This is a genomic window from uncultured Sulfitobacter sp. (assembly GCF_964021855.1).
Taxonomy (GTDB): Bacteria; Pseudomonadota; Alphaproteobacteria; order Rhodobacterales; family Rhodobacteraceae; genus Sulfitobacter.
Map to the genome: position 1 here is coordinate 337,013 of NZ_CAXHZD010000001.1, position 20,483 is coordinate 357,495.

Annotated in this window: 19 protein-coding genes; 5 read left to right on the plus strand and 14 right to left on the minus strand. The window is 58.3% G+C overall.

Annotated features, from left to right (window positions below):
• Window positions 1-6 precede the first annotated feature (6 nt).
• The gene (locus AADJ11_RS01600; RefSeq protein ID WP_341232811.1) at window positions 7-504 is read right to left on the minus strand and encodes an FxsA family protein; all 498 of its coding nucleotides are present in this window, start codon (window positions 502-504) and stop codon (window positions 7-9) included.
• A gap of 102 nt (window positions 505-606) precedes the next feature.
• Between AADJ11_RS01600 and AADJ11_RS01605 the strand changes: the two genes are divergently transcribed.
• From AADJ11_RS01605 to AADJ11_RS01615, 3 genes are all read left to right on the plus strand, one after another.
• Entirely contained in the window at window positions 607-1,266 is a 660-nt protein-coding gene (locus tag AADJ11_RS01605) for a Tim44/TimA family putative adaptor protein (RefSeq protein ID WP_341232812.1), read from the plus strand.
• A 77-nt stretch (window positions 1,267-1,343) separates the two neighbouring features.
• Window positions 1,344-2,297: an MltA domain-containing protein gene (locus tag AADJ11_RS01610; RefSeq protein WP_341233642.1), complete on the plus strand. Its 954-nt coding sequence runs from the start codon at window positions 1,344-1,346 to the stop codon at window positions 2,295-2,297.
• Complete coding sequence (locus AADJ11_RS01615; protein ID WP_341232813.1) at window positions 2,294-2,875, plus strand: Smr/MutS family protein; 582 nt, start codon at window positions 2,294-2,296, stop codon at window positions 2,873-2,875. Before AADJ11_RS01610 ends, AADJ11_RS01615 begins: the two co-directional genes overlap by 4 nt.
• Here the strand turns inward: AADJ11_RS01615 and AADJ11_RS01620 are convergent.
• From AADJ11_RS01620 to AADJ11_RS01670, 11 genes are all read right to left on the minus strand, one after another.
• Window positions 2,866-4,092, minus strand: coding sequence for an MFS transporter (locus tag AADJ11_RS01620; protein ID WP_341232814.1), 1,227 nt, complete (start codon window positions 4,090-4,092; stop codon window positions 2,866-2,868). The two genes, AADJ11_RS01615 and AADJ11_RS01620, sit on opposite strands and share 10 nt — an antisense overlap.
• Window positions 4,093-4,130: 38 nt before the next feature.
• Window positions 4,131-5,438 carry an ATP-dependent protease ATPase subunit HslU gene (gene hslU, locus AADJ11_RS01625; protein WP_341232815.1) on the minus strand — a complete coding sequence of 436 codons (1,308 nt, stop codon included), beginning with the start codon at window positions 5,436-5,438 and terminating at the stop codon, window positions 4,131-4,133.
• Window positions 5,435-5,992 (minus strand): ATP-dependent protease subunit HslV, encoded by a 558-nt coding sequence (gene hslV / locus AADJ11_RS01630; protein ID WP_341232816.1) that lies wholly within the window; start codon window positions 5,990-5,992, stop codon window positions 5,435-5,437. Before hslV ends, hslU begins: the two co-directional genes overlap by 4 nt.
• 167 nt (window positions 5,993-6,159) lie before the next feature.
• Window positions 6,160-6,480, minus strand: a complete 321-nt coding sequence (trxA, locus tag AADJ11_RS01635; RefSeq protein WP_341232817.1) for a thioredoxin — start codon at window positions 6,478-6,480, stop codon at window positions 6,160-6,162.
• Window positions 6,481-6,517: 37 nt separating this feature from the next.
• The gene (gene addA / locus AADJ11_RS01640; protein ID WP_341232818.1) at window positions 6,518-9,895 is read right to left on the minus strand and encodes a double-strand break repair helicase AddA; all 3,378 of its coding nucleotides are present in this window, start codon (window positions 9,893-9,895) and stop codon (window positions 6,518-6,520) included.
• Window positions 9,892-12,855 (minus strand): double-strand break repair protein AddB, encoded by a 2,964-nt coding sequence (gene addB, locus AADJ11_RS01645; RefSeq protein WP_341232819.1) that lies wholly within the window; start codon window positions 12,853-12,855, stop codon window positions 9,892-9,894. The genes addA and addB overlap by 4 nt, the downstream gene beginning before the upstream one ends.
• On the minus strand, window positions 12,848-13,540 hold the full coding sequence (locus AADJ11_RS01650) for a nucleotidyltransferase family protein (RefSeq protein WP_341232820.1): 693 nt from the start codon (window positions 13,538-13,540) through the stop codon (window positions 12,848-12,850). The genes addB and AADJ11_RS01650 overlap by 8 nt, the downstream gene beginning before the upstream one ends.
• Entirely contained in the window at window positions 13,516-14,550 is a 1,035-nt protein-coding gene (locus AADJ11_RS01655; protein WP_341232821.1) for a phosphotransferase, read from the minus strand. The genes AADJ11_RS01650 and AADJ11_RS01655 overlap by 25 nt, the downstream gene beginning before the upstream one ends.
• A complete protein-coding gene (gene tsaE, locus AADJ11_RS01660) occupies window positions 14,517-14,987 on the minus strand; it encodes a tRNA (adenosine(37)-N6)-threonylcarbamoyltransferase complex ATPase subunit type 1 TsaE (protein WP_341232822.1) in 471 nt (156 codons plus the stop codon). The genes AADJ11_RS01655 and tsaE overlap by 34 nt, the downstream gene beginning before the upstream one ends.
• 50 nt (window positions 14,988-15,037) lie before the next feature.
• A complete protein-coding gene (locus tag AADJ11_RS01665; RefSeq protein WP_341232823.1) occupies window positions 15,038-16,549 on the minus strand; it encodes a PAS-domain containing protein in 1,512 nt (503 codons plus the stop codon).
• A 95-nt stretch (window positions 16,550-16,644) separates the two neighbouring features.
• A complete protein-coding gene (locus AADJ11_RS01670; RefSeq protein ID WP_341232824.1) occupies window positions 16,645-18,036 on the minus strand; it encodes an ActS/PrrB/RegB family redox-sensitive histidine kinase in 1,392 nt (463 codons plus the stop codon).
• 100 nt (window positions 18,037-18,136) lie between these two features.
• Here AADJ11_RS01670 and AADJ11_RS01675 point away from each other — a divergent pair, with 100 nt between their 5' ends.
• Window positions 18,137-18,754: an SCO family protein gene (locus tag AADJ11_RS01675; protein WP_341232825.1), complete on the plus strand. Its 618-nt coding sequence runs from the start codon at window positions 18,137-18,139 to the stop codon at window positions 18,752-18,754.
• 77 nt (window positions 18,755-18,831) lie between these two features.
• Window positions 18,832-19,386 (plus strand): ActR/PrrA/RegA family redox response regulator transcription factor, encoded by a 555-nt coding sequence (locus tag AADJ11_RS01680; RefSeq protein WP_341232826.1) that lies wholly within the window; start codon window positions 18,832-18,834, stop codon window positions 19,384-19,386.
• Between the two features lie 3 nt (window positions 19,387-19,389).
• Here the strand turns inward: AADJ11_RS01680 and AADJ11_RS01685 are convergent, their stop codons facing one another.
• Window positions 19,390-19,875: a GNAT family N-acetyltransferase gene (locus AADJ11_RS01685; RefSeq protein WP_341232827.1), complete on the minus strand. Its 486-nt coding sequence runs from the start codon at window positions 19,873-19,875 to the stop codon at window positions 19,390-19,392.
• On the minus strand, window positions 19,872-20,468 hold the full coding sequence (locus AADJ11_RS01690; protein WP_341232828.1) for an HD family hydrolase: 597 nt from the start codon (window positions 20,466-20,468) through the stop codon (window positions 19,872-19,874). Before AADJ11_RS01690 ends, AADJ11_RS01685 begins: the two co-directional genes overlap by 4 nt.
• Window positions 20,469-20,483 lie beyond the last annotated feature (15 nt).

The window sequence follows — 20,483 nt, forward strand, 5'->3', positions numbered from 1 at the left end:
CGGCCCTCAATGCTTTGTCCAGCCGGACGGGTGCTGGGTCTTTTTATCCTCGTCGGATAGCTCGTGATATTCGCCATCAATCACGTCACCTTGCATGGGGCGGTGTGGCTGTTTGGGGGCGTTCGTAAACCCGCCGCTGAAATTCACCGACCCGCTGACGTTAACCCGTGACCGCATCGCCTGAAATACCACCGTGCGGATGCCCGGCACCAACAGGGCAAAGCCAAGGGCGTCGGTGAAAAACCCCGGCGTCAGCAACAAAGCGCCCGCAAACAGGATCATCGCGCCATTAACCAACGGTTCGGTTGGATCGCGGACTTCGGACAGGGATGATTTGATCTGGCCTAGCGCCATGGCACCCTGTCTGCGCATCAAAGACGTGCCGATAAGTGCCGTCACCACGACAATGGCCAGCGTCCAGCCAAGGCCGATTGCCCCACCTATCTGGATAAACAACGCAATTTCGATCAATGGTACGGCAATAAATGCTAAAAACAGCCACATGGGGCGGGTCCTTTCATAAGGGCCAGAGTGGACTTGGCCCGGTTCACACCCTACATAAGGGCAACAGACCCACGTTTCCATGTTTCTCACCAAGAGGTCCCTATGAATTCGCCCCTAATACAGCTTCTGGTGCTTGCCGGCATTGCAGTATTCCTGATTTTGCGTTTGAAAAATGCATTGGGAACACGCGAGGGGTTTGAAAAAACGCCCGAGGTGGACAGCCCCGCCAAGAAATCCGCGGGCCCCGCGTTCGAAGTTATCGAAGGCGGCCCCGATCTGGACATCACCGATCATGCGCCCGAAGGGTCTGACATGGCGATTGCCCTGGCCGACATGAAACGGGTCGAACCCTCCTTTGGCGTCAATGATTTTCTGGGCGGCGCACGCGGTGCATATGAGATGATCGTGATGGGTTACGAGCATGGCAATCTGGACGAAATCAAACCGTTCCTGTCCGAAGACATCTATGAAAGCTTTGTGGACGGTGTTGCCGCCCGCGAAGATCAGGGCCTGACGGTTGAATCCCACTTCGTCGGTATCCGTGAAATGGAGCTGGACAACGCGACGATGGACAACGCCACCAACGAGGCAGAGCTGACCATCCGGTTTGTCGCTGAAATGACGTCGGTCGTGACAGACAAAGAAGGCAACGTTGTTGAGGGCAGCCCGACCGAAGTGATACGTCAAAAAGACACGTGGGTATTCTCGCGCGTCATGGGCTCGGATGATCCAAATTGGTTGCTCGTTTCTACAGACGGTTAATTCGTGCCTGTGCGGGTACACTCCTGTGGGCGGGCCTGACGGTGCCGCCCGCTTTTGCAGATGTGACCTATACCGTTATGGATTTCGGGCAGCTGGACGCGTGGGAAACCGATGACCACGCCGCCGCCCTTGCGACATTCCTGAACACCTGCCGCGATCTGGAAGACGTGGATTGGCGCAACCTGTGCAGTTTTGCCGAAGCCAACCCGGACCCGCGCCAGTTCTTTGAACTGTTCTTTCGCCCAGTCCTGATCGAAGACGGCCAAGACGCAATGTTTACCGGCTATTATGAACCCGAGTTGGATGGCGATCTGTACCCGTCCTCGCGGTTCAAATATCCGGTCTATTCCATGCCGAAAGAGGCGAAGTCGAGCAATCCATGGCTGTCGCGTCGGGAAATTCTGGACACTGACGTGATGAAGGGCCGCGGCCTTGAAATTGCCTATGTCGACGATCCGGTTGAATTGTTTTTCCTGCAAATTCAAGGGTCTGGACGTATCCGTCTGCCGAACGGGGAATTTATTCGCGTCGGATACCGTGGTGCAAACGGCCATCCCTATCGGTCTATCGGTGTCGAACTGGTGCGGCGCGGCGTTTATGACGCGCATCAGGTCAGCGCCGAGGTGATCAAGAATTGGGTACGCCGCAACCCCAACGACGGGCGCGATTTGCTGTATCACAACCCGTCCTATGTTTTCTTTCGCGAGGTCAACCAAGTGCCTGCTGATAAGGGGCCGCTTGGCGCGATGAACCGGTCCGTCACCGACATGCGCACGATCGCTGTTGATCCGAAATTTGTCCCCCTTGGCGCACCTGTCTGGGTTGAGAAAGACGGCGAAACACCGCTGCACCGCCTGATGATCGCCCAAGACACAGGCTCGGCGATCAAGGGTGCACAACGTGCCGATATCTTCTTTGGCACGGGCGAAGAAGCTGGGCGTGCGGCGGGCAAACTGCGCGACCCCGGCCGGATGATGGTGCTGATGCCGATCCAACGCGCCTATGCCCTGCTACCAGAGCCGTTGCTATGACACGCAAACGGTTGAACAAAGACGATCTTTCGCTATGGCAAAAGGTGACGGAGCGGACGGAAAAGCTGGACTTGAACCAGTTGTTTCGCGCTGAAATTGACGGCCCTGCCCCAAGCGCCCCGCAAATCCGTAAAACGACATCGGTGATAATGGGCAAACCCAACCCGAAACCGCGCCGTTCAACCCATGATCTGATGCCATCCCTGCCCGATCAAATTCGCAAATCGCCTGTCCAGATGGACAGCAAGGCGTTTACCAAGCTCAAGCGCGGCAAGCTAAGCCCCGAAGGCCGGATCGATCTGCATGGCATGACGCTGGATCGCGCCCACCCTGCCCTGACGCGGTTCATCTTGAACGCGCATAAAAGCGGCAAACGGTTGGTGCTGGTCATCACCGGCAAGGGTAAAATGCGCGACGAAGGCGGGCCCATTCCGGTGCGCCACGGTGTCTTGCGCCATCAAGTGCCGCAATGGTTGGCGATGCCACCACTGGCCAGCGCTGTTCTGCAGGTCAGTCAGGCCCATATCAGCCACGGCGGCGGCGGCGCCTATTACGTCTATCTGCGCCGTCAACGCTGAGCGCGGGCCAGCCTGCCCTGATATTTCAGGATGCCCGTCGTCGCCATGGCGGCGGCAATCACATAATAGATCGCAATCGGGATCATCTGTTCGGGGAAATCCACGCCCAGATCGATGAACAGGCCTGTGATCCCGGGGCCAATCGCCGATCCGAAAACCATCAAAGCGGCGGCAACAGCCTTGATCGACCCGATATAGCGCGTGCCGTAAAATTCGGCCCAGAACACGGATGTCGCGGTGGCTTGCATCCCCTGCCCGACGCCAAAGATCATCAGCCCAACCCCCGCCATCGCAATCGTGTCAGCAAAGGCAAGCACCGCAAAAGACACCGCAAAGGGCAACATTTGCACGGGCGTCACACGGTTCACCCCGAAACGGTCAACCGCCCACCCCGATACGAACGTCGAAATCACCGACGTGACGGTATAAAGCGGCATCAGCGCGACGAAACTGACCAGTGACCAACCTTTAACCTCGGTCAGGTGGACCTGTTGGAAAAACAGCGCCGTTCCCCATGCGGCCGGTCCGATAATCATCGGGATCATCAGCCAGAACAACCCGTGGCGCATCATCTGCATGCGGGTCCAATGCGCCCCGTCCATCCCTGCCATCTGCGTGGTTTCAGCCATGGATTGCGGGGTGCGTTCATGGCGCAACAACGCCAACATCACCGGCATGGTGAGCAGCACCAAAGCAGCGGCCAGCACCCACAGGCTGCGCCAATGGAAGCTGGCGAAAAGTGCCACAAAAACAATGGGTAAGATGGCTTGGCCCGCTGCAAATCCCATCGAAGATAGCGAAAGCGCCTTGCCGCGCGTCGCCTCGAACCAGCGGACCATCGCGACTGATCCCAGCTGCGACATCATCCCCTGGCCGGTCAATCGCAGCGCGTAAATAACAAAGATCAGCGCGATCCAGTTTGGCACAGCGGCCATCGCCAGACAGGCCGTGGCCAGCGCAATCATCACCCAGAATGACAAACGGCGGACGCGAAACCGATCGGTCAGAACACCCGCCCAAACCATCGTGATCGCCGAAAGCGTCGTGCCGATGGTATAGATGCCACCCCATTGGCCATCGCTTAGGCCGAAACTGCCCTTAATCTCGCCCGCGAAAAGCGAGATAAAGTAGGTTTGCCCATAGGATGACGTAAAGGTCAGCAGGAAACCTGCCAACAAAAACAGCCAATTGGCGCGAATGAATTGAAAATATGCCATGCGCCATCATTCTCAGGCGCATGGCAGAAAGAAAAGTCCTAAAGCACGTAGCGCGACAGGTCGGAGGAGCGGACAAGTTCGCCCAGGTTCTTTTCGACAAAATCGCCATCGACGGTGATCTTTTCGCCGCTACGGTCGGGCGCGGTGAACGATAGTTCCTCGAACACCCGCTCCATCACCGTGTACAGACGCCGCGCACCGATGTTTTCAATCGATTGGTTCACGTCGGCGGCGATCTTGGCCAGCGCCTTGATCCCGTCATCGGTGAATGTCACCTCGACCTCTTCGGTGCCCATCAGCGCGGTGTATTGCAGCGTCAGCGCATTGTCGGTTTCGGTCAGGATACGCACGAAATCGTCTTCGGTCAGGGCACGAAGTTCGACGCGGATCGGCAAACGGCCCTGCAATTCGGGCAAAAGGTCAGACGGTTTTGCAATGTGAAACGCGCCGGACGCGATGAACAGCACGTGGTCGGTTTTCACCGGGCCATATTTTGTGGAAACGGTGGTACCTTCGATCAGGGGCAGCAAATCGCGCTGGACCCCTTCGCGCGAGACGTCGCCGCCACGGGCATCAGACCGCGCGCAAACCTTGTCGATTTCATCCAGAAACACGATGCCGTTTTGTTCAACCGCATCAATGGCGGCACGGTTAACGGTCTCGTCATCCAGCAGTTTATCAGCCTCTTCGCCAATCAGTATTTCATAGCTTTCAGACACCGACAGCCGTTTCTTGGTTTTGCGACCGCCCATGGCTTTGCCAAACAGATCGCCAAGGTTCATCATTCCCATGCCACCGCCCGGCTGGCCGGGTATATCCATTGTCGGGAACGGGCTAGAGGTATCAGTTACCTCAAGATCGATCATCGTGGCGTCCAGTTCGCCCGATTTCAGCTTTTTGCGGAACATCTCGCGCGTGCCTTCGCGGGCGTCTTCACCGGCGATGGCGTCAATCACGCGCTCTTCGGCGGCCTTGTGTGCGCTGGCTTTGACGTCTTCGCGCATGTGTTCGCGGGTCATCAGAATGGCGCTGTCCACCAGATCGCGGATGATCTGTTCAACATCGCGCCCGACATAGCCGACTTCGGTGAATTTTGTGGCTTCGACCTTGAGGAACGGCGCGCGGGCCAGCTTGGCCAAGCGGCGGCTGATCTCGGTTTTGCCGACACCTGTGGGCCCGATCATCAGAATGTTCTTGGGATACACTTCGTCGCGCAGGTCATCGCCCAACTGTTTGCGACGCCACCGGTTGCGCAAGGCCACGGCAACAGCGCGTTTGGCGTCGTTCTGGCCGATGATAAACCGATCAAGCTCGGATACGATTTCGCGGGGGGTTAGATCGGTCATGGTTTGATTTTCTCCACCGTGAGGTTGCCATTGGTGTACACGCAGATGTCCGAGGCGATTTTCATCGCATCGCGGGCCACGGTTTCTGCGTCCCGGTCGCTGTCCATCATGCCGCGCGCCGCCGCCAGGGCATAGTTGCCCCCGGATCCGATGGCCGCGACGTTATGTTCCGGTTCCAGCACGTCACCGGCACCAGTGATAATCAGCAGCTCGGTGCCATCGGTGACGATCAGCATCGCCTCAAGCTTTTGCAGGTATTTATCCGTGCGCCAGTCCTTGGCCAATTCAACGCTTGCCCGCGCCAATTGCCCCGGTGTCGCCTCAAGTTTAACCTCAAGCCGTTCCAGCAAGGTAAAGGCGTCCGCCGTCGATCCGGCAAAGCCCGCAACCACGTCAAAACCACCGGGGCTAAGCCTGCGGACCTTGCGGGCGGTGCCCTTGATCACGGTTTGGCCCAGACTGACCTGACCGTCGCCTGCGATGACCACTTCACCGTCTTTTTTAACGCCGATAATCGTGGTTCCGTGCCATCCGGGGAATTCTTGGCTAGACATGCTCGGTCTCCTTCTTTGACTTCTATATGGTCCCCGAAAACGCGCGGGGCAAGGGTGCGGCCCTTGGCACCGGCAGGTGTTTGCGGGTTCGGGCGCGTCGTGGCCGGACCATACACAAAGGGCGCCCCGTTTCCGGTGCGCCCTTGGCTAAATTACATGAATTTGGTTCAGATCGACTCTTCGATCCAGCTTTGAATCTGGCCCTTTGGGCGTGCGCCGGACAGGTTGGAAACGACTTCCCCACCTTTGAAAATAAACAGGGCAGGGATGCCGCGAACACCCATTTGCGCCGGGCTATTGGGGTTTTCGTCAACGTTTACTTTGACGATTTTGACCTTGCCGCCCATTTCCTCGGAAAGCGCTTCGAGGGACGGTCCGATTTGCTTGCAGGGACCGCACCATTCTGCCCAGAAATCCACTACGACAGGGATATCGGAATTTTTAACTTCAGCGTCGAATGTTGCGTCTGTGACTGCGACCGTGGCCATGATGCTCTCCTGCACAAGGAATGATTAGAATGGGAACCTATGTAGCCACCGTGCCTTCGTCAAGATCGACAGCGCGGGACAGGGCATTTGTGATCGTGTCGTCGGGCAGTTCCATCAGGGTGGCGTCCCGGGTCCATAAAATTGCCGTGCGAATACGGTGGTTTGGAAAGACTTGCGCCAAGGCGGCGGCGTAGGCACCCATTTGGCGCAAAATCCCGTCGGGGCAGGCGGCAGGGGTGGCGGGGACAACGCGGTTGGTCTTGAAATCAATCGCCAAGACATCCGTGTCCGACACCAGCAACCGGTCAATCGACCCATGAATGCGCCATTTGTTGATCTGGGCGGTAATCGGGACCTCTAGCAATGCATCGGGGGCAAAGACGTGGGCAATCTCCGGCTTGGTCATGACGCCCACAGCCTCTTGCAGGGCGCGGTTGGCGATGGTTGGATCATACCCGTCGCTGATGCTGCGCAGCTGATCATCCCAGATGTCAGTGGGCAAGGCGGGCATCGTCTCAAGCAGTTTATGAACCAAGGTGCCATAGGCTTTGGCCTCATCCTCGGTCATGCCGTCCTCTCCGGGCAGTGCTTTGGCACCGCCAAGGTCCGAGGGGGATTTTGTCTCGAACCGGTGTGGCGTTTCGGTGATCTTGCTTGCAAATACAGGCTCTAACACTAGTGAAACGGTCGTATCGGCCTTGTGATCCCGAATGGGCAGCCCGTCCCAATCGCCAGACTGAAACCGCAGCTTACCGCTTTCGCCCACAGGGGTGGCACCGGCCTGACTCATGGCGGCACCGATCATTTGGTACCAACTGCTGTCATCCTTGGGCAGGTCACCGGCGGCGGCCACGATCAGCCATTTTTCCGCCCGCGTCATCGCCACATACAGCAGGCGCAGGCGTTCGTCGCGTTCGCGGTCTTTGCGCGCGTCCAATGCATCGCGCATGGCGCTTGGCATATCGGTATCGGACATTTTCCAAACCGGTGTGTCGCCCATTTTGATAATCTCGTCGCGGATCACCAGATTGCGTTTGCCGGTATCGGGCAGGATCACGATCGGCGCCTCAAGCCCCTTGGCACCGTGCACCGTCATCACCCTGATCTGGTCGGATGCATTGTCGATCTGGCGCTTGATCTCAAGGTCATCGGTCTGCATCCACACCAAAAACCCCGTCAGACTGGGGATCGCGCCGCGTTCATAAGACAGCGCTTGGGCAAGCATCGCGTTAATGCCGTCCTCCGCTTCGGGCCCCAACCGCGCCAGCAGCTTTCGACGCCCCTCATGGCGGGTCAAAATGCGTTCGATCAGGTCATAGGGCCGCAGAAAATCCACTTTATCGCGTAAATCACGCAAGATTTCGACGGTTTCGGGGTAATCAGGATTGTCGCGCAACGCCTGCCAAAGGTGATCTTCGGTCCTGTAATGCGACAGCTTGAACAGCATCTGTTCGGTCCACCCGAACAGGGGCGATTTCAGCGCCGTGGCCAGCGACAGGCTGTCTTCTGGCGTGGCAAGGAACGACAACAGTGCCGCCAGATCCTTGACCGCCAGTTCTGCACCAACCTTCAAACGGTCCGCACCCGCGATAGGCAAACCGGCGGTTTTGCAGGCGCGAATAATCTCGGAGAACAGGGCGCTGCGCCGCTGGACCAGGATCAGAAAATCACCTGCCCGAATGCGCCGCCGCTCAAACCCACCGGGCGTATCTGCATCAACGGGGATATAATGTTCGCCATCGGTCAACGTCTTGATCTGCGCGGCAATTTTATCGGCCAGAACCACGGTGTGATGGTGATCCGATTGCTGATCGACGGGGTCGGACCATTCGCGATCATCCGGTTCTTCTGATTTCTCGACCAAGGGCCACAGATCAACGCGACCGGGCAGCGCGGATTTGAACGCGATATGTTTGCTATCTGCGGCAAATCCAGCGCTGGCATGGGGGGTAAAGCTGGTATCGACCAGTTGCAAAATCGCGGAGGACGACCGGAACGAATAATCCAGACTGCGCCGTTGGAAAACCTGCCCGGCATCGGTGATCTTGCCCTCGAACAGGGTTTGTTTGTGGTCAAATTCGCGTGGATCGGCCCCTTGGAACGAATAAATCGACTGCTTTTTGTCACCCACCACGAACAGCGTGCGCGCGTCGCCCTCGTTGGCACCATCGCCGCTGTAAAATTCATCCGTGAGCCGTTCGATCACGTCCCATTGGCGCGGGCTGGTGTCTTGTGCCTCGTCCACCAAAATATGGTCAATTCCGCCATCAATCCGGTACAGAACCCACGCGGCAACGGCGGGGTTGGTCAGCAATGCACGTGCCTTGAGGATCAGATCGTCGAAATCCAGCCAGCCACGTTTTTGTTTTTCCAGCGCATAGCGTTTCAGGAACGCATGGGCGAATTGATGCAAAACGAATGTGCGTTGCGCCGATTTTAGCGAAAGTCGCGCATTGCGCGCGCTTTCCACCCGCGCCATCAGATCATCAACCTGCGCCATGATATGCGACAACGCTTTTTGCGAGGCCTTGGTGGGCACGCTGCCGATTTTCGCGCTAAACGGCGACGCGGCAGACCCGCCGGTCAGAAACACCCCTTCGAGGACGGGCAGCGCAGTGAAGTCGAGCGCGCCAATCGACCGCAGCTTTTCGGCGTTTTTCTGATCGGTGACGCCTTTGTCTTTCATGACGCTGATCATCTCGTCGATGATGCTGCGTTCGGACCCCAGAAAAACCGAAGCTGCGATGGTGTCTTCGGTCAGGTCAGCGGGTTGATCGAACAGCGCCAGCGCGTCACCCCATGTCAGCGGCACCTCGAACCCTTCGCGTTCGCCAACAATGGCGCGGGTCAGTTTGCTGAAATCCTCGCCAGTGTAATGCCGGGCAAGGGCGACCACGTACTGCCCATCATCGCCTTCCACCATTTTATCGACAATCTCGGCGCGCAACAGATCGGCGGCGCGGTCTTCGATTTCGGTGAACTGCGGGCTTACCCCGGCCTCAAGCGGGAAACGCCGCAGCAAGGACGCGCAAAACGAATGGATCGTTTGAATTTTCAGCCCGCCGGGCGTTTCAATCGCGCGGGCAAACAACGTGCGCGCCATGCGCAGCTTTTCGGGGGTAAATGCGTCGGTGACACCCAGTTCAGCCAGTGACGCGCGCAGATCGTTATCCTTAAGCATCGCCCAAGCGCCCAGCCGTTTGAACAACCGGTTTTGCATCTCTGACGCGGCGGCCTTGGTGTAGGTCAGGCACAAAATATGCTGCGGTTCGACCCCGTTCAGCAGCAAACGCGCAACGCGGTCGGTCAAAACACGCGTTTTACCGGACCCCGCATTCGCACCCAACCATGTGGACGCATCGGGGCGGGCGGCATCGATTTGCGCGCGGGTTGCATCATCGAAATGCGCGGTCATGTCAGATCCTCCGGCACGGGGTCGTTCGTGCCATCCCATTCGCCAAAGCGGGCAAGTTGGTCATAATCGCCCGCGAAATCGGTGGTTTTCACCATACGGCGGGATGTGAACCCCTGATCGTCGGACAGATAGCTGGTCATTAGCGCATGCAGCTTGGCCAGCACCTCGTGCGGCGGCTCTTCCTCTAGCGGGGCGGAAAGCTCGACCGGGTTGCTGCCCAGCCCGATATAGGCGGCATTGGCCACATGGGCGGGGCCGATCTGTTTGAAACCGCCTTCTTCGACCATCGCCGCCTCAAGAAGCAGTTGTTTATCAAAGGCTTTTTGTTCGGCCTTGCTGGGCGGCGTGCCGGTTTTATAGTCATAGATCAGGATGTCGCCGTCATCCGTCCGGTCGATCCGGTCGGCAAATCCGGTGAGGGTAAAGCCAAGATCGGCAAAGCTGTGGCTGCCTTTTGCGGCCTTTTCAAAGGCGGCTGGGCTGGAATAGCTTTGGCGCTTGGTCTCGTTCTCGATGAACCAATCGGCGATGCGTTCGATTTTGGTTAGCCACATAACACGGGCAGCGGGCCAGGGGGCCTCGGCCTCAAGAACTTGCGCGGCAGTCTCTAACAAGTGGGATTTTGTCAGATTTGCGGGGTTTGCGGCCACAGATTTGATGAAACGTTCCATGATTTCGTGCACAATAATCCCGCGCACAGGCGCGTCAGGCGATTGAACCAGCGGATTCAGCGCGCGCAGTTTCAGGCTGTGCTTGGCATAAACCGCATAGGGGTCGCGGATCAGGCGCTTGATCTCGGTCACCGACAGCGCATGTGGCCGCGCGGCCCGTGGTGGCCGGGGCGAGGGGCGCGTTGCGGGATCGACGCGGGTGACCGTTTCCAAGGCGCGCGCCTGTTCAAGCCAATGATCGCCACGTTTGATCATCGCATCCCACGCAGTTTTACCGCCCTGATCAGGCAACCCGTTCAGCAGATTGCCAAGCCGGTTCAGCCAACGCGATGGCACGGTTTCAGCCTCGTCCGATCGGATGGCGCGGGTCAGGCAAACCTCGGGCGCGGCGATGGATTGCTGATAGTCGTGGGCAGACAGGCCGATGCGCCGTTCCGGCAACAGCAACCCGGCCTTTAGACGCATTTGACGGTTCAGCCACGGATCGGGCGGCGGTGCCTCGGGCCAGGTACTGTCGTTCAGACCGCCCATAATGATCAGCTCGGCCCCTTGAACGCGGGCCTCCATCGTGCCCCAGATCATAACATGGGGGTGGGGGGTGTCGCGTTCGCGGATTTCACCGTTTTGCAGCAGGGCACTGACCAGATCGGCATAATCAGACGCAGACATCTCGCCGCCATACTGCGCGTTTTCAGCCAGATCGGTCATGACCTTGAGCGCTTCTTCGCCCGCCGTTTGATGCCACAGCCAGCTGTCGGATGTGGGGTTTGATCCGTCTGCGATGGCTTTGGCTTGGCTTAGATGTTGCGCCACCCAAGTGTCGAGCGGCAGGTCGCCAACGATCTCAAGATCGGTGAAATTCTCGCCGACCCAAGTGGCCCAAGCGTCCATCTGATCGGGCTGCTTTGACCGTGCCACGGATTTTCGCGCCAACCGCAGGATGCCTTCGGCGTCAGGATAGGGCAGGCCGTCGCGCCGCAACTGCAGTTCTAACCGCTGGGTGTTGAGCTGATGCAGGTTCCGGTCGCCGCCACTGTGGGTCAGCGGATGTTTAAGGATGGTTAACAGCGCCTCTGAATCCAGTTTGCGCAGGAACAGATCGGTTATGTGGCGCAGGAAACGGCCGGGGGGCGACAGGTGCAAGGGCGATCCGGCGCTGTCATCGGGCAGGATGTTCCAGCGGTCCAACGCCGACGTGACCTGCCGCGACAGCATCCGGTCCGGCGTGATTAACGCCGCAGTTTGCCCGTCTTCCACGGCTTGGCGCAGACGCATCGCAATGGCCAGCGCCTCGGCGCGGGGGGTCGGGGCCTGTATCAGGGTTAACCCTTGGGTTGCGCGGTTAAGATCGGGCAGTTTCGGCCCCTCGGTCAGCCACACATGGGTCACGGGGGCAGGGCGCAATGACAACGATACCAATGCGTTACGTTCGGGCGAGGGGGATGGTTGATCCGTCCACGCCGCGACATTTCTGTGTGACATATCAAGCGCGCGCAGCATGTCGCGGAACCGGTATTGCGGATGGTCTTGCGACAGTTTTTCCTGATCCTCGCCCAAATCTGTCCAGACATTTCCGGGCATTTCAAAGTCGAAACCGGGCAAGATGATCGCACCTTGGGGCAGTCGGGAAACGGCCTGCATCAACAGTGCTGATGTGCCGCGTGATCCGGTTGAACCGGCCACGATAATGGGGTGCTGGGGCGGGTTTTCTGCCCAGCTTGCAATCAGCTGTGCCGCGACCTGACGTTGGCGGGCGCGGGGATCAGGGCGGGTGACGCTTTCCCCCAGATACCGGTGCGCGATGTCCAGAAATTGCTTGGCGCGTTCCCAATGGCCTGACTGATCGCTGACATCCAGATTGGTAATCGCCTCGACCGGGACACCTTCGCCCTGCATTTCGTCGATCAAACCGGCCAAACTGTCGGACAAATCATAAAGCGATGCGCGCGGGGCCAGATCGGGCGCTTGATCCAGCAGTTTTGACACCAGCGTGATCAGCTCCAACCGCCGCCGCAACGCGGGGCTGGGGCGGGGCAGGGCCACTCCGGATGACAGGGTGTCAAGGTTGTCGATCATGTGGATGCGCGGCAACAGACTGGCCGGACCGGTATCAAAGAACCCACGCAGCCGGCGCTGCATACGGCGGGTGTTCACGACCAGATCAATGCGCGCAATCGCTTGCGGGGGATGCCCCTTTAGCCGGTCCAGCAGACCGTTCAGCAGCTCTTGGGGGAAATCCACGCCGGGGGCGAGGCCAAAGACGCGCGGCGTGTCAGAGGGTTCAAACATCGGCATCCTTTAGCATGTTTTCCGCAAGGGTTACCCCCTCGGGGTGGCCCACGTCGCACCATTTTCCAGTATAGCGCACACCGTACATGCGGCCCATCGTCAGCATCTTGTCCCACAGCAGGTTCAGGGAAAATGCGCGGTCAGGAATCGTCTCTAACAAGTCGGTTTTGATGATTTGCACGCCACCATAGATCACGCCGGGGCCACGGGTCAGCCGCCCGTTTTGATCCATAACAAAGTCACCCGTGCCTGAATGGCCGACAGCCTGCGCGGTGGGGATGCCGATCAGCAGCGCATCCATGATGGCGGGGTTCCACGCGTCTTGCAGCATCGCCAGCGGGTTCGGCCCGGCCCAGATGGCATCGGTGTTCATGGTGAAAACCGGCCCCTTGCCCAGCAACGGCAAGGCATTGCGCAACCCGCCGCCGGTTTCAAGGATATCCGGGTCCTCCACAGTGGTCTGAACGTTGCGCCCCTTAAGATGCGCCAGCAGCGGCTCGGGTTTGTAATGCAGGTTCGCGACGATGCGATCCGGCGCAATCGCGTTCGCCAGATCAAGCGCGTGATCGATCAGCGGCCGGCCGGCGACCTTGACCATCGGCTTGGGCTGATCTTGGGTCAAATGCTTCATCCGCGTGCCAAAGCCGGCGGCGAACATCATCACGGATTTGGGTGTGTCGCGCATCGTGCTTTCAAATCCTCAAGTAAATCGGGGCTGGGGTGGGGCAGGGTTTCGGCCAGAAATGCGGCCAGCTCTGCCAGATCGGGGTGTTCAAGATTGCGCTGTAGATAGCCCCAGACGCGGGGGATAAAATCCACATAATGCGCCTTGCCGTCGCGCAGGCAAAGCCGTGCAAATATCCCCAGAATGCGCAGGTTTCTCTGGGCCCCTATGATCGCATAGGCGGTATGAAATGACGCAATATTTGTGCGGGTGTTGGCGCAGTAACGGGCGATCATCTCGGCCTCGATTTCAGGGGCAACATCGCGGCGAGCGTCTTGGAGGATCGACACCAAATCATAGGCGGGATGGCCCAGCAGCGCGTCCTGAAAATCAAGCACACCAACGCGTGCGATGCCCGTGCGTTCGGGGAGCCATAGCAGGTTTTCAGCATGGAAATCGCGCAGGATCACGACGCGGGGAACGGGGTCAAGCAGCTGCGCCAAGGGGCGGAACAGCGTGTCAAAACGGGCAAAAGCCGCGCCATCATCCGCGTACCAGTCGAAAACCAGATCGGTCATGGCGACCAGCCAGTTGGAATCGCAGATCGGCAATTCCAGCGGTTCGGCCTTGTGCAAGCTCACCAGCATGTCGGTGGCGGCTGCATAAAGCGGGCCGGTCATTTCCGGCTGATCGACCATTAGCCGCGCAAATAACGCGTCGCCCAGATCCTCGATCAGTAGAAACCCGTTGTCCGGATCCTGCGCCAGAATGCGCGGGGCGCTCAGGCCGTTCTGGATCAAAAACGTGGCAATGCGCACAAAGGGGCGCACGTCCTCCCCCTTGGCAGGGGGCGCATCCATGAAAATCGCGGTGCTGCCATCCGCCGCTGTCAGGCGGTCATAGCGGCGGTTTGATGCATCCCCGGCCAGCAGGGATTGCCGGGCGTCGCCCCAACCCGCGGCTTTGATAAACTCTTGTGACGCGATCATGCGGTTGGTCATTTGCGCCAGCTTTTTAATTTGGCCACCCATTTATCGTCGTCCCAAGATGCGGTCAGCACCCGGCTGTCTTCGCCTGTCGTCTCAAGGGTGATTTCCAATGCGCCGTCTGGCTTCAACTCTCCAAGGCGATCGGGCCATTCGACCAAGCAAATCGCGTCCTGAAACGCGTCAGACAGGCCCAGCTCCTCAATCTCGAATGTGGATGTCAGGCGGTACAAATCGGCGTGCCAAATCGCCCCCGCTGATGTGTCATAGGTTTGTACCAGCGTGAATGTCGGCGATGGTACGTCTTCGGGTGTGGTCAGCAGGGATTGGATCAAGGACCGCGCAAAATGGGTTTTGCCAGCCCCCACGTCACCGGTTAACAAAATCGTATCGCCTGCCGTCAACGCGGCAGCAAGGGCGCGCGCCGCTTGGCTGGTTTCTTCCGCGTTTTGCAGATCAAGGGAAAGGGTGTGGTCAGACATGTGCCCAAGCTACTTGGCCGGGCAGGTGCGCCGCAAGGCGAAAGGCGACGTTAAACGTTGCTCAGCATATCTTGGGGCGATCCTAGGCGGGCGCGGGCATCAGGCCGTTTCACGATGTGAAACCTGATAAGCGTCGCACCGGCAACGATGGGCGAAATCAGGCATGTCATATGGGTACCGTCGGTCAGGTAGACCGGAATGCTCCAGCTTTTGCGGTCCTCGAAACTGCGCACAAAGCTTTCAATCTCGGGCCACATGGGGTTTTCCGCAGCCTTGCGTTTCCAGTCCTGAATGGAATCGTGGATTGTCACATCGGCAAAGCTGGTTTCGGCGTCCACCTTCCAAAGGCTTTGATAGGCTTTGTTCGAGAATGTCAGAATACCGGTGCCGGAGAATACCGCGATGCCGTCATCCAGCGTGTCGAAAATGGATTGCCCCAGCTCAAGCTCGGCCCGGAAATGACGTGTCAGGCTGACCTCGGCAGTGATGTCTTCGATCAGCAGGGCCGTGGCCCCATCGGGGTGCGGGCGGCCCTTTACCCGAAAGGTCTGACCTGAATCCAGCGACCACGTGTCATCATACCTGCCATCATTCGCCGCGTTTACCAGTTCGGAAATCGCAGTGCGCCAATTGGCATAGTTCTTCGGCTCGGGCATTTTGCGGGTTTCACGCAGGCGGTCAAAGAAGGTTTGCAGGGTGGGTCTGGTGCTTAAAAACTGCGCCGGGAGGCCGGTCAGATCGACCAGTGCCGGGTTGAACAACGCGAGCTGCCCGTTCCGGTTAAAGATCGCCAGCCCAATCGACAATTGCGCAAATGTCTTGGTCATGGTTTGCACGAAATTGCGCTGGGCCTCTTCGGCGTGGACAAGGTTACTGATGCAGATGGCTTGGTAATTCAGCACGCCGTCAACCTCGCGGTAGGTGACGTCGAACCATTCTTTCTTACCGGTGGAGACGTCGCGCACGGAAACCCGCTGGCAGGTTGTTTCGTCTTCAGGCGGAAAAATCAGCTTATCCTCGATAGGAAGGGCCGGAAAAACGCGGGCGTGCAGCGCCTCGTACGCGGGGTTCCACCAGATCAAGGCCCCATCGTTCGAGACCTGCCAAACAGGTATGGTCAGGCTGGCGGTCAAGCCATGCGACATGATCCGGCTTTCCAGCGCATCTGACGGTTGATCGTCTTCAAGGCTTAGAAATTGCACCCAGTTCAGCCCGTTGTCCCAACTGATGTTGATTTGTGTCGGCCCGTTCATGTCAATCGCATCAAGGGTCATACTGCCGGTGCCATAAAGCTTGGGCTGCTTTGGAAATAACGTAAAACGATCTACGATCTTTTCGCGCAGGTCGGTCCATTCATGAAAGCCAGCCTCGAGCGGGACCAGATTTTGGGTGGCTTCTGATGCATGTTGCAGGACGCCTTGATCAAAAAGATAAACCTGATCTGTCGTGGCCTCCGCAGGGCTGGGCGTGGGATGTTGTTGAGGGGTATTCAGCCAGGCAAACGCCATCGCACCGCAAACGGTGGCGGCGCAAAAGACTAAAAAGATATCAAAGAGCAGCATCAACCAACACTCCGGGCTTCTTAACGGAATGGTAGGTCCCCAGATATTAACTTTTCGTTAATCGCTTGAGTGGTGTCCGTAAGGTAAATACACCCTTAGGTAGTGATCGGCATGTTTTTACCGGTGGGGATCGACGTCTCGCCATACACGGCGTCAATCTTGCTACGGGGCCAGACCAGTTCGACCACGGCACCCAATTTGCGTTGGTCCGCCCGCGATGCGCTGTCTGATCCGTTGGCAAAGTGTAGCTCTGCGCCGGAGCGTTCCAACAAGGTTTTTGCGATGAACAGCCCCAGTCCCATCCCCTCGTATTCGGGGCGCTGGGGTGCGCTGCCGTGGGACCGGCGTCGGCGCATCAACGGGTCGCCAATGCGACCCAACAGATGTGGGGGAAACCCCTTGCCATCGTCAAAAATACGTATCGAAATCTGCGTGTCGGTCCAGTTCGCCTCGACCCAGACGGTGCTATCGGCAAAATCGACAGCGTTTTGTATCAAATTGCGCAGACCATGGATAATCTCGGGCTTGCGTAGAATTGACGGCTGATGGGACGTTGATCCGCTGTCTTGGCCAAAGGAAAACTCGATGGTTTTGCCGCGGGCGATATGGGGTTCGGCGGCCTCTTCGATGACCGCGCTCAGCGGGGCCTGGCGTAGGTGCAAATCGTCTTTGCCCGCGCGGCCCATGTCGCGCAGAATATCGCGGCACCGGTCGGCCTGATTGCGGATCAATGCGGCATCGGCGGCCAGCTCTGGGTTGTCCTTTAGCTCGTCCAACAGTTCGGCGCTAACCAGTTTAATCGTGGCCAGCGGGGTGCCCAGTTCGTGCGCGGCGGCGGCCACCACACCACCCAGATCGGTCAGCTTTTGTTCACGCGCCAGCGCCATCTGCGTGGCAACCAAGGCGTCTGACATCGAATGGATTTCGGTCGTCACCCGCCGCGAATAGGCGGTCGAAAACAGGATCGAGATCACAAGCGCAATCCAATGGCCGAACACGAAAATGCCGGGCATCACCAACACGCCGCCGTTTTGGGTGTTCAACGGAAAGTGATAGACGCCCAACAGGCTGGCAAGGCCGATTGCGGTGCAGCACAAGATCACCGTCGATCTCAGGCTCAGCGTCGTGGCCGAGATCGTGACCGGCCCCAGCAGCAGCAAGCAAAACGGATTGTGCAGGCCGCCCGTCAGGAACAACAAAAACCCAAGCTGAAGCAGATCGAACAGAACCATCGACAGGTTCTCGTACTCTGAAAGGCGCTTGTTTTCGGGAAAAACAAATATCGCGACCAGATTGCCCACCACCGAAACGCCGACGGCAAAATAGCACAGGCCCAGCTCAAGCTGGAGCCCGAACAGCCGGTCCGCCACAGTAATCGCAGTAAGCTGCCCCGCAATGGCGACCCACCGCAGCACGATCATGGTACGCAGCCTGATCCAATTCGCACGGGTGCGATCGCCCAACGGTTTGATTGTGGCCTGCGTCATTGGCGCACCTTTTCAAGTTAGCCCATTGCATTGATAGGTAAGAAGCGTAGGTCTGCCGTAATCAGTGATCAAGAGCGCCTTTCGGCGTAGGAGAATGGATATGAACAAAATACTGGCAATAGGTGCCGTCGTCGTAGCGGTCGGGTTTGTGGCGATTTCCTATGTAATGGGCCTGAATGGTGATGGCGATGACAAGTATGCGCAATGTAAAAATTCTGCCGTTGCCGGCGGGGATAATCTGGGCGGCCCGTTTGAACTGGTGAATGCCGAAGGTCAAACCGTGACCGATGCGGACGTTATCACCGAACCCAGCTTACTCTACTTTGGCTATACTTTCTGCCCTGATGTTTGCCCCCTTGATGTTGCCCGCAACGCAAGTGCGGTTGATGTGCTTGCCGAACGCGGCATGTCGGTCACGCCGGTATTTATCTCGATCGATCCGGCGCGGGACACACCCGAAGTCGTGGGCGATTTTGCGGACAATATGCACCCCAAGATGATCGGGCTGACCGGATCGCCCGAGCAGGTAAAGGCCGCAAGCGAGGCATATCGCACCTATTACAAGGCCCATGACGCCGAGGATGAATTTTACCTCGTGGATCACTCTACCTTTAGCTATCTCGTGATGCCCGGCGAAGGGTTTGTGGATTTCTTTAGGCGCGATGTCACGCCCGATCAGATGGCCGACAAGATTGGCTGTTTCATCGATAATCAGTGAAAATTTGACATAAATTGGGCAGCACTACATAGCTGCTTGGTAATGTGACGACGAAACCAATGATTGCGAGGCATGAAATGGCTGAGAATAACGCGCTTGATCTAGGTGAAGATCCGACATTGCTGTTGGTGGATGACGACGAACCGTTTCTACGTCGTCTGGCCAAGGCGATGGAAAAGCGCGGGTTTTCCGTTGAAACTGCCGGCTCTGTCGCCGCGGGTCGGGCCATCGCAACCGCGCGTCCGCCAGCCTATGCCGTGATCGATCTGCGTCTGGAAGACGGCAATGGTCTCGACGTCGTCGAGGTGCTGCGCGCCAAGCGTCCTGATGCGCGTGTTGTCGTGTTGACCGGATATGGGGCGATCGCGACGGCTGTGGCGGCCGTGAAAATCGGTGCGACCGATTACCTGTCAAAACCTGCGGATGCGAACGACATTACCAACGCCCTACTGGCGACGGGGGATGATCTGCCACCGCCCCCCGAAAACCCGATGAGCGCGGACCGCGTGAAATGGGAGCATATTCAGCGCGTGTACGAATTATGCGACCGCAACGTGTCGGAAACCGCGCGGCGCCTGAACATGCACCGCCGCACATTGCAGCGTATTCTGGCCAAACGAAGCCCGCGCTAGGGTTTAGATGTCGTACCGCTTGCTGATCCTGTCCACGACCAAGCCCGACGCAATCTCGACACCCTCGTCATAGTGCCAGTCGCGAAAGCCGCGGCTTTGGTAATAGGTCAGCCCGCCGGTATTATCGGCGCGGATTGTTGCGTTGATCCAGACATAGCCCAATTGTTTTGCCGCGTCAGAGGTGGCGTTAAACAGCCCTGACCCGATGCCAAGCCCCGTGCGCCCGACCTGCACGAATGTCGCGATATCGCAGGCCTCGGCTGGCAACTTGGTATGAGGGCTGATCCATTGAAACCCGACGACCTTTTCATCGCCGTCCAAGGCAACGTGCCATGCGCTTTGATCCGGGTTTGCTGCCATCCGTTCTTTTAGATCATCGCCGGTGACTGGCCGCGTCATTGCCGTGGTGCCGCCAATTTCAATAATCTCGTTCAGCAGCTGCGCCATACTTGCGGCGTCCAGTTCGCTGGCGCGTCTTACGTTGATCATGACATCTCCGATAGCAGGGCAGCGTGACGGGCCGTGAAATCATTGCGGGTTTCAACAGGCGGGCGCAGCACGATTGTCAGGTCTTGGGTAATGCTGGTATCGGGCTTGCCGAAAAACCGTGTGGCCTCGGCCTCTTCAAATCCGGCGATTTGGGTGGCTTCCATCCAGGCGCTGATCCGGTCGGCCTTTTTGATCTGCTGCTTGACCGTTTTGGGGATCGCTGCAGGCAGGCCAAACCGAATGTGTATCGCTGCGGTCAACCGTTCGTCCAGCGCGCCATACCCCGGCCCAACGGCCGCTTTGACCGGAGAAATCATATCGCCGATCACATATTCCGGCGCGTCGTGCAAAAGCGCGGCCAGCTTCCATTTCGTCGGTGCCTTTGGGTTCAGCCGCGCAAACAGCGTTTCCACCAACAGCGAATGTTCGGCAACCGAATAGGCGTAATCGCCGTGGGTTTGGCCATTCCAACGGGCAACAAACGCCAGCCCATGCGCGATATCTTCAATCTCGATATCGACCGGGGTGGGGTCCAGCAGGTCCAGCCTGCGACCCGAAAGCATGCGTTGCCACGCGCGGGGCTGCTGCGCCATATCGGTTCTCCGTTT

Bases quoted from the DNA above. Each gene is read 5' to 3' on its own strand.
- AADJ11_RS01665 (WP_341232823.1), bottom strand. From the start codon at position 16,549: ATGCTGCTCTTTGATATCTTTTTAGTCTTTTGCGCCGCCACCGTTTGC.
- AADJ11_RS01600 (WP_341232811.1), bottom strand. From the start codon at position 504: ATGTGGCTGTTTTTAGCATTTATTGCCGTACCATTGATCGAAATTGCG.
- AADJ11_RS01680 (WP_341232826.1), top strand. From the start codon at position 18,832: ATGGCTGAGAATAACGCGCTTGATCTAGGTGAAGATCCGACATTGCTG.
- AADJ11_RS01610 (WP_341233642.1), top strand. From the start codon at position 1,344: ATGGATTTCGGGCAGCTGGACGCGTGGGAAACCGATGACCACGCCGCC.
- addB (WP_341232819.1), bottom strand. From the start codon at position 12,855: ATGTTTGAACCCTCTGACACGCCGCGCGTCTTTGGCCTCGCCCCCGGC.
- hslV (WP_341232816.1), bottom strand. From the start codon at position 5,992: ATGTCTAGCCAAGAATTCCCCGGATGGCACGGAACCACGATTATCGGC.
- AADJ11_RS01685 (WP_341232827.1), bottom strand. From the start codon at position 19,875: ATGATCAACGTAAGACGCGCCAGCGAACTGGACGCCGCAAGTATGGCG.
- AADJ11_RS01605 (WP_341232812.1), top strand. From the start codon at position 607: ATGAATTCGCCCCTAATACAGCTTCTGGTGCTTGCCGGCATTGCAGTA.
- hslU (WP_341232815.1), bottom strand. From the start codon at position 5,438: ATGACCGATCTAACCCCCCGCGAAATCGTATCCGAGCTTGATCGGTTT.
- trxA (WP_341232817.1), bottom strand. From the start codon at position 6,480: ATGGCCACGGTCGCAGTCACAGACGCAACATTCGACGCTGAAGTTAAA.
- AADJ11_RS01620 (WP_341232814.1), bottom strand. From the start codon at position 4,092: ATGGCATATTTTCAATTCATTCGCGCCAATTGGCTGTTTTTGTTGGCA.
- AADJ11_RS01670 (WP_341232824.1), bottom strand. From the start codon at position 18,036: ATGACGCAGGCCACAATCAAACCGTTGGGCGATCGCACCCGTGCGAAT.
- addA (WP_341232818.1), bottom strand. From the start codon at position 9,895: ATGACCGCGCATTTCGATGATGCAACCCGCGCGCAAATCGATGCCGCC.
- AADJ11_RS01675 (WP_341232825.1), top strand. From the start codon at position 18,137: ATGAACAAAATACTGGCAATAGGTGCCGTCGTCGTAGCGGTCGGGTTT.
- AADJ11_RS01615 (WP_341232813.1), top strand. From the start codon at position 2,294: ATGACACGCAAACGGTTGAACAAAGACGATCTTTCGCTATGGCAAAAG.
- AADJ11_RS01690 (WP_341232828.1), bottom strand. From the start codon at position 20,468: ATGGCGCAGCAGCCCCGCGCGTGGCAACGCATGCTTTCGGGTCGCAGG.
- AADJ11_RS01655 (WP_341232821.1), bottom strand. From the start codon at position 14,550: ATGGGTGGCCAAATTAAAAAGCTGGCGCAAATGACCAACCGCATGATC.
- tsaE (WP_341232822.1), bottom strand. From the start codon at position 14,987: ATGTCTGACCACACCCTTTCCCTTGATCTGCAAAACGCGGAAGAAACC.
- AADJ11_RS01650 (WP_341232820.1), bottom strand. From the start codon at position 13,540: ATGCGCGACACACCCAAATCCGTGATGATGTTCGCCGCCGGCTTTGGC.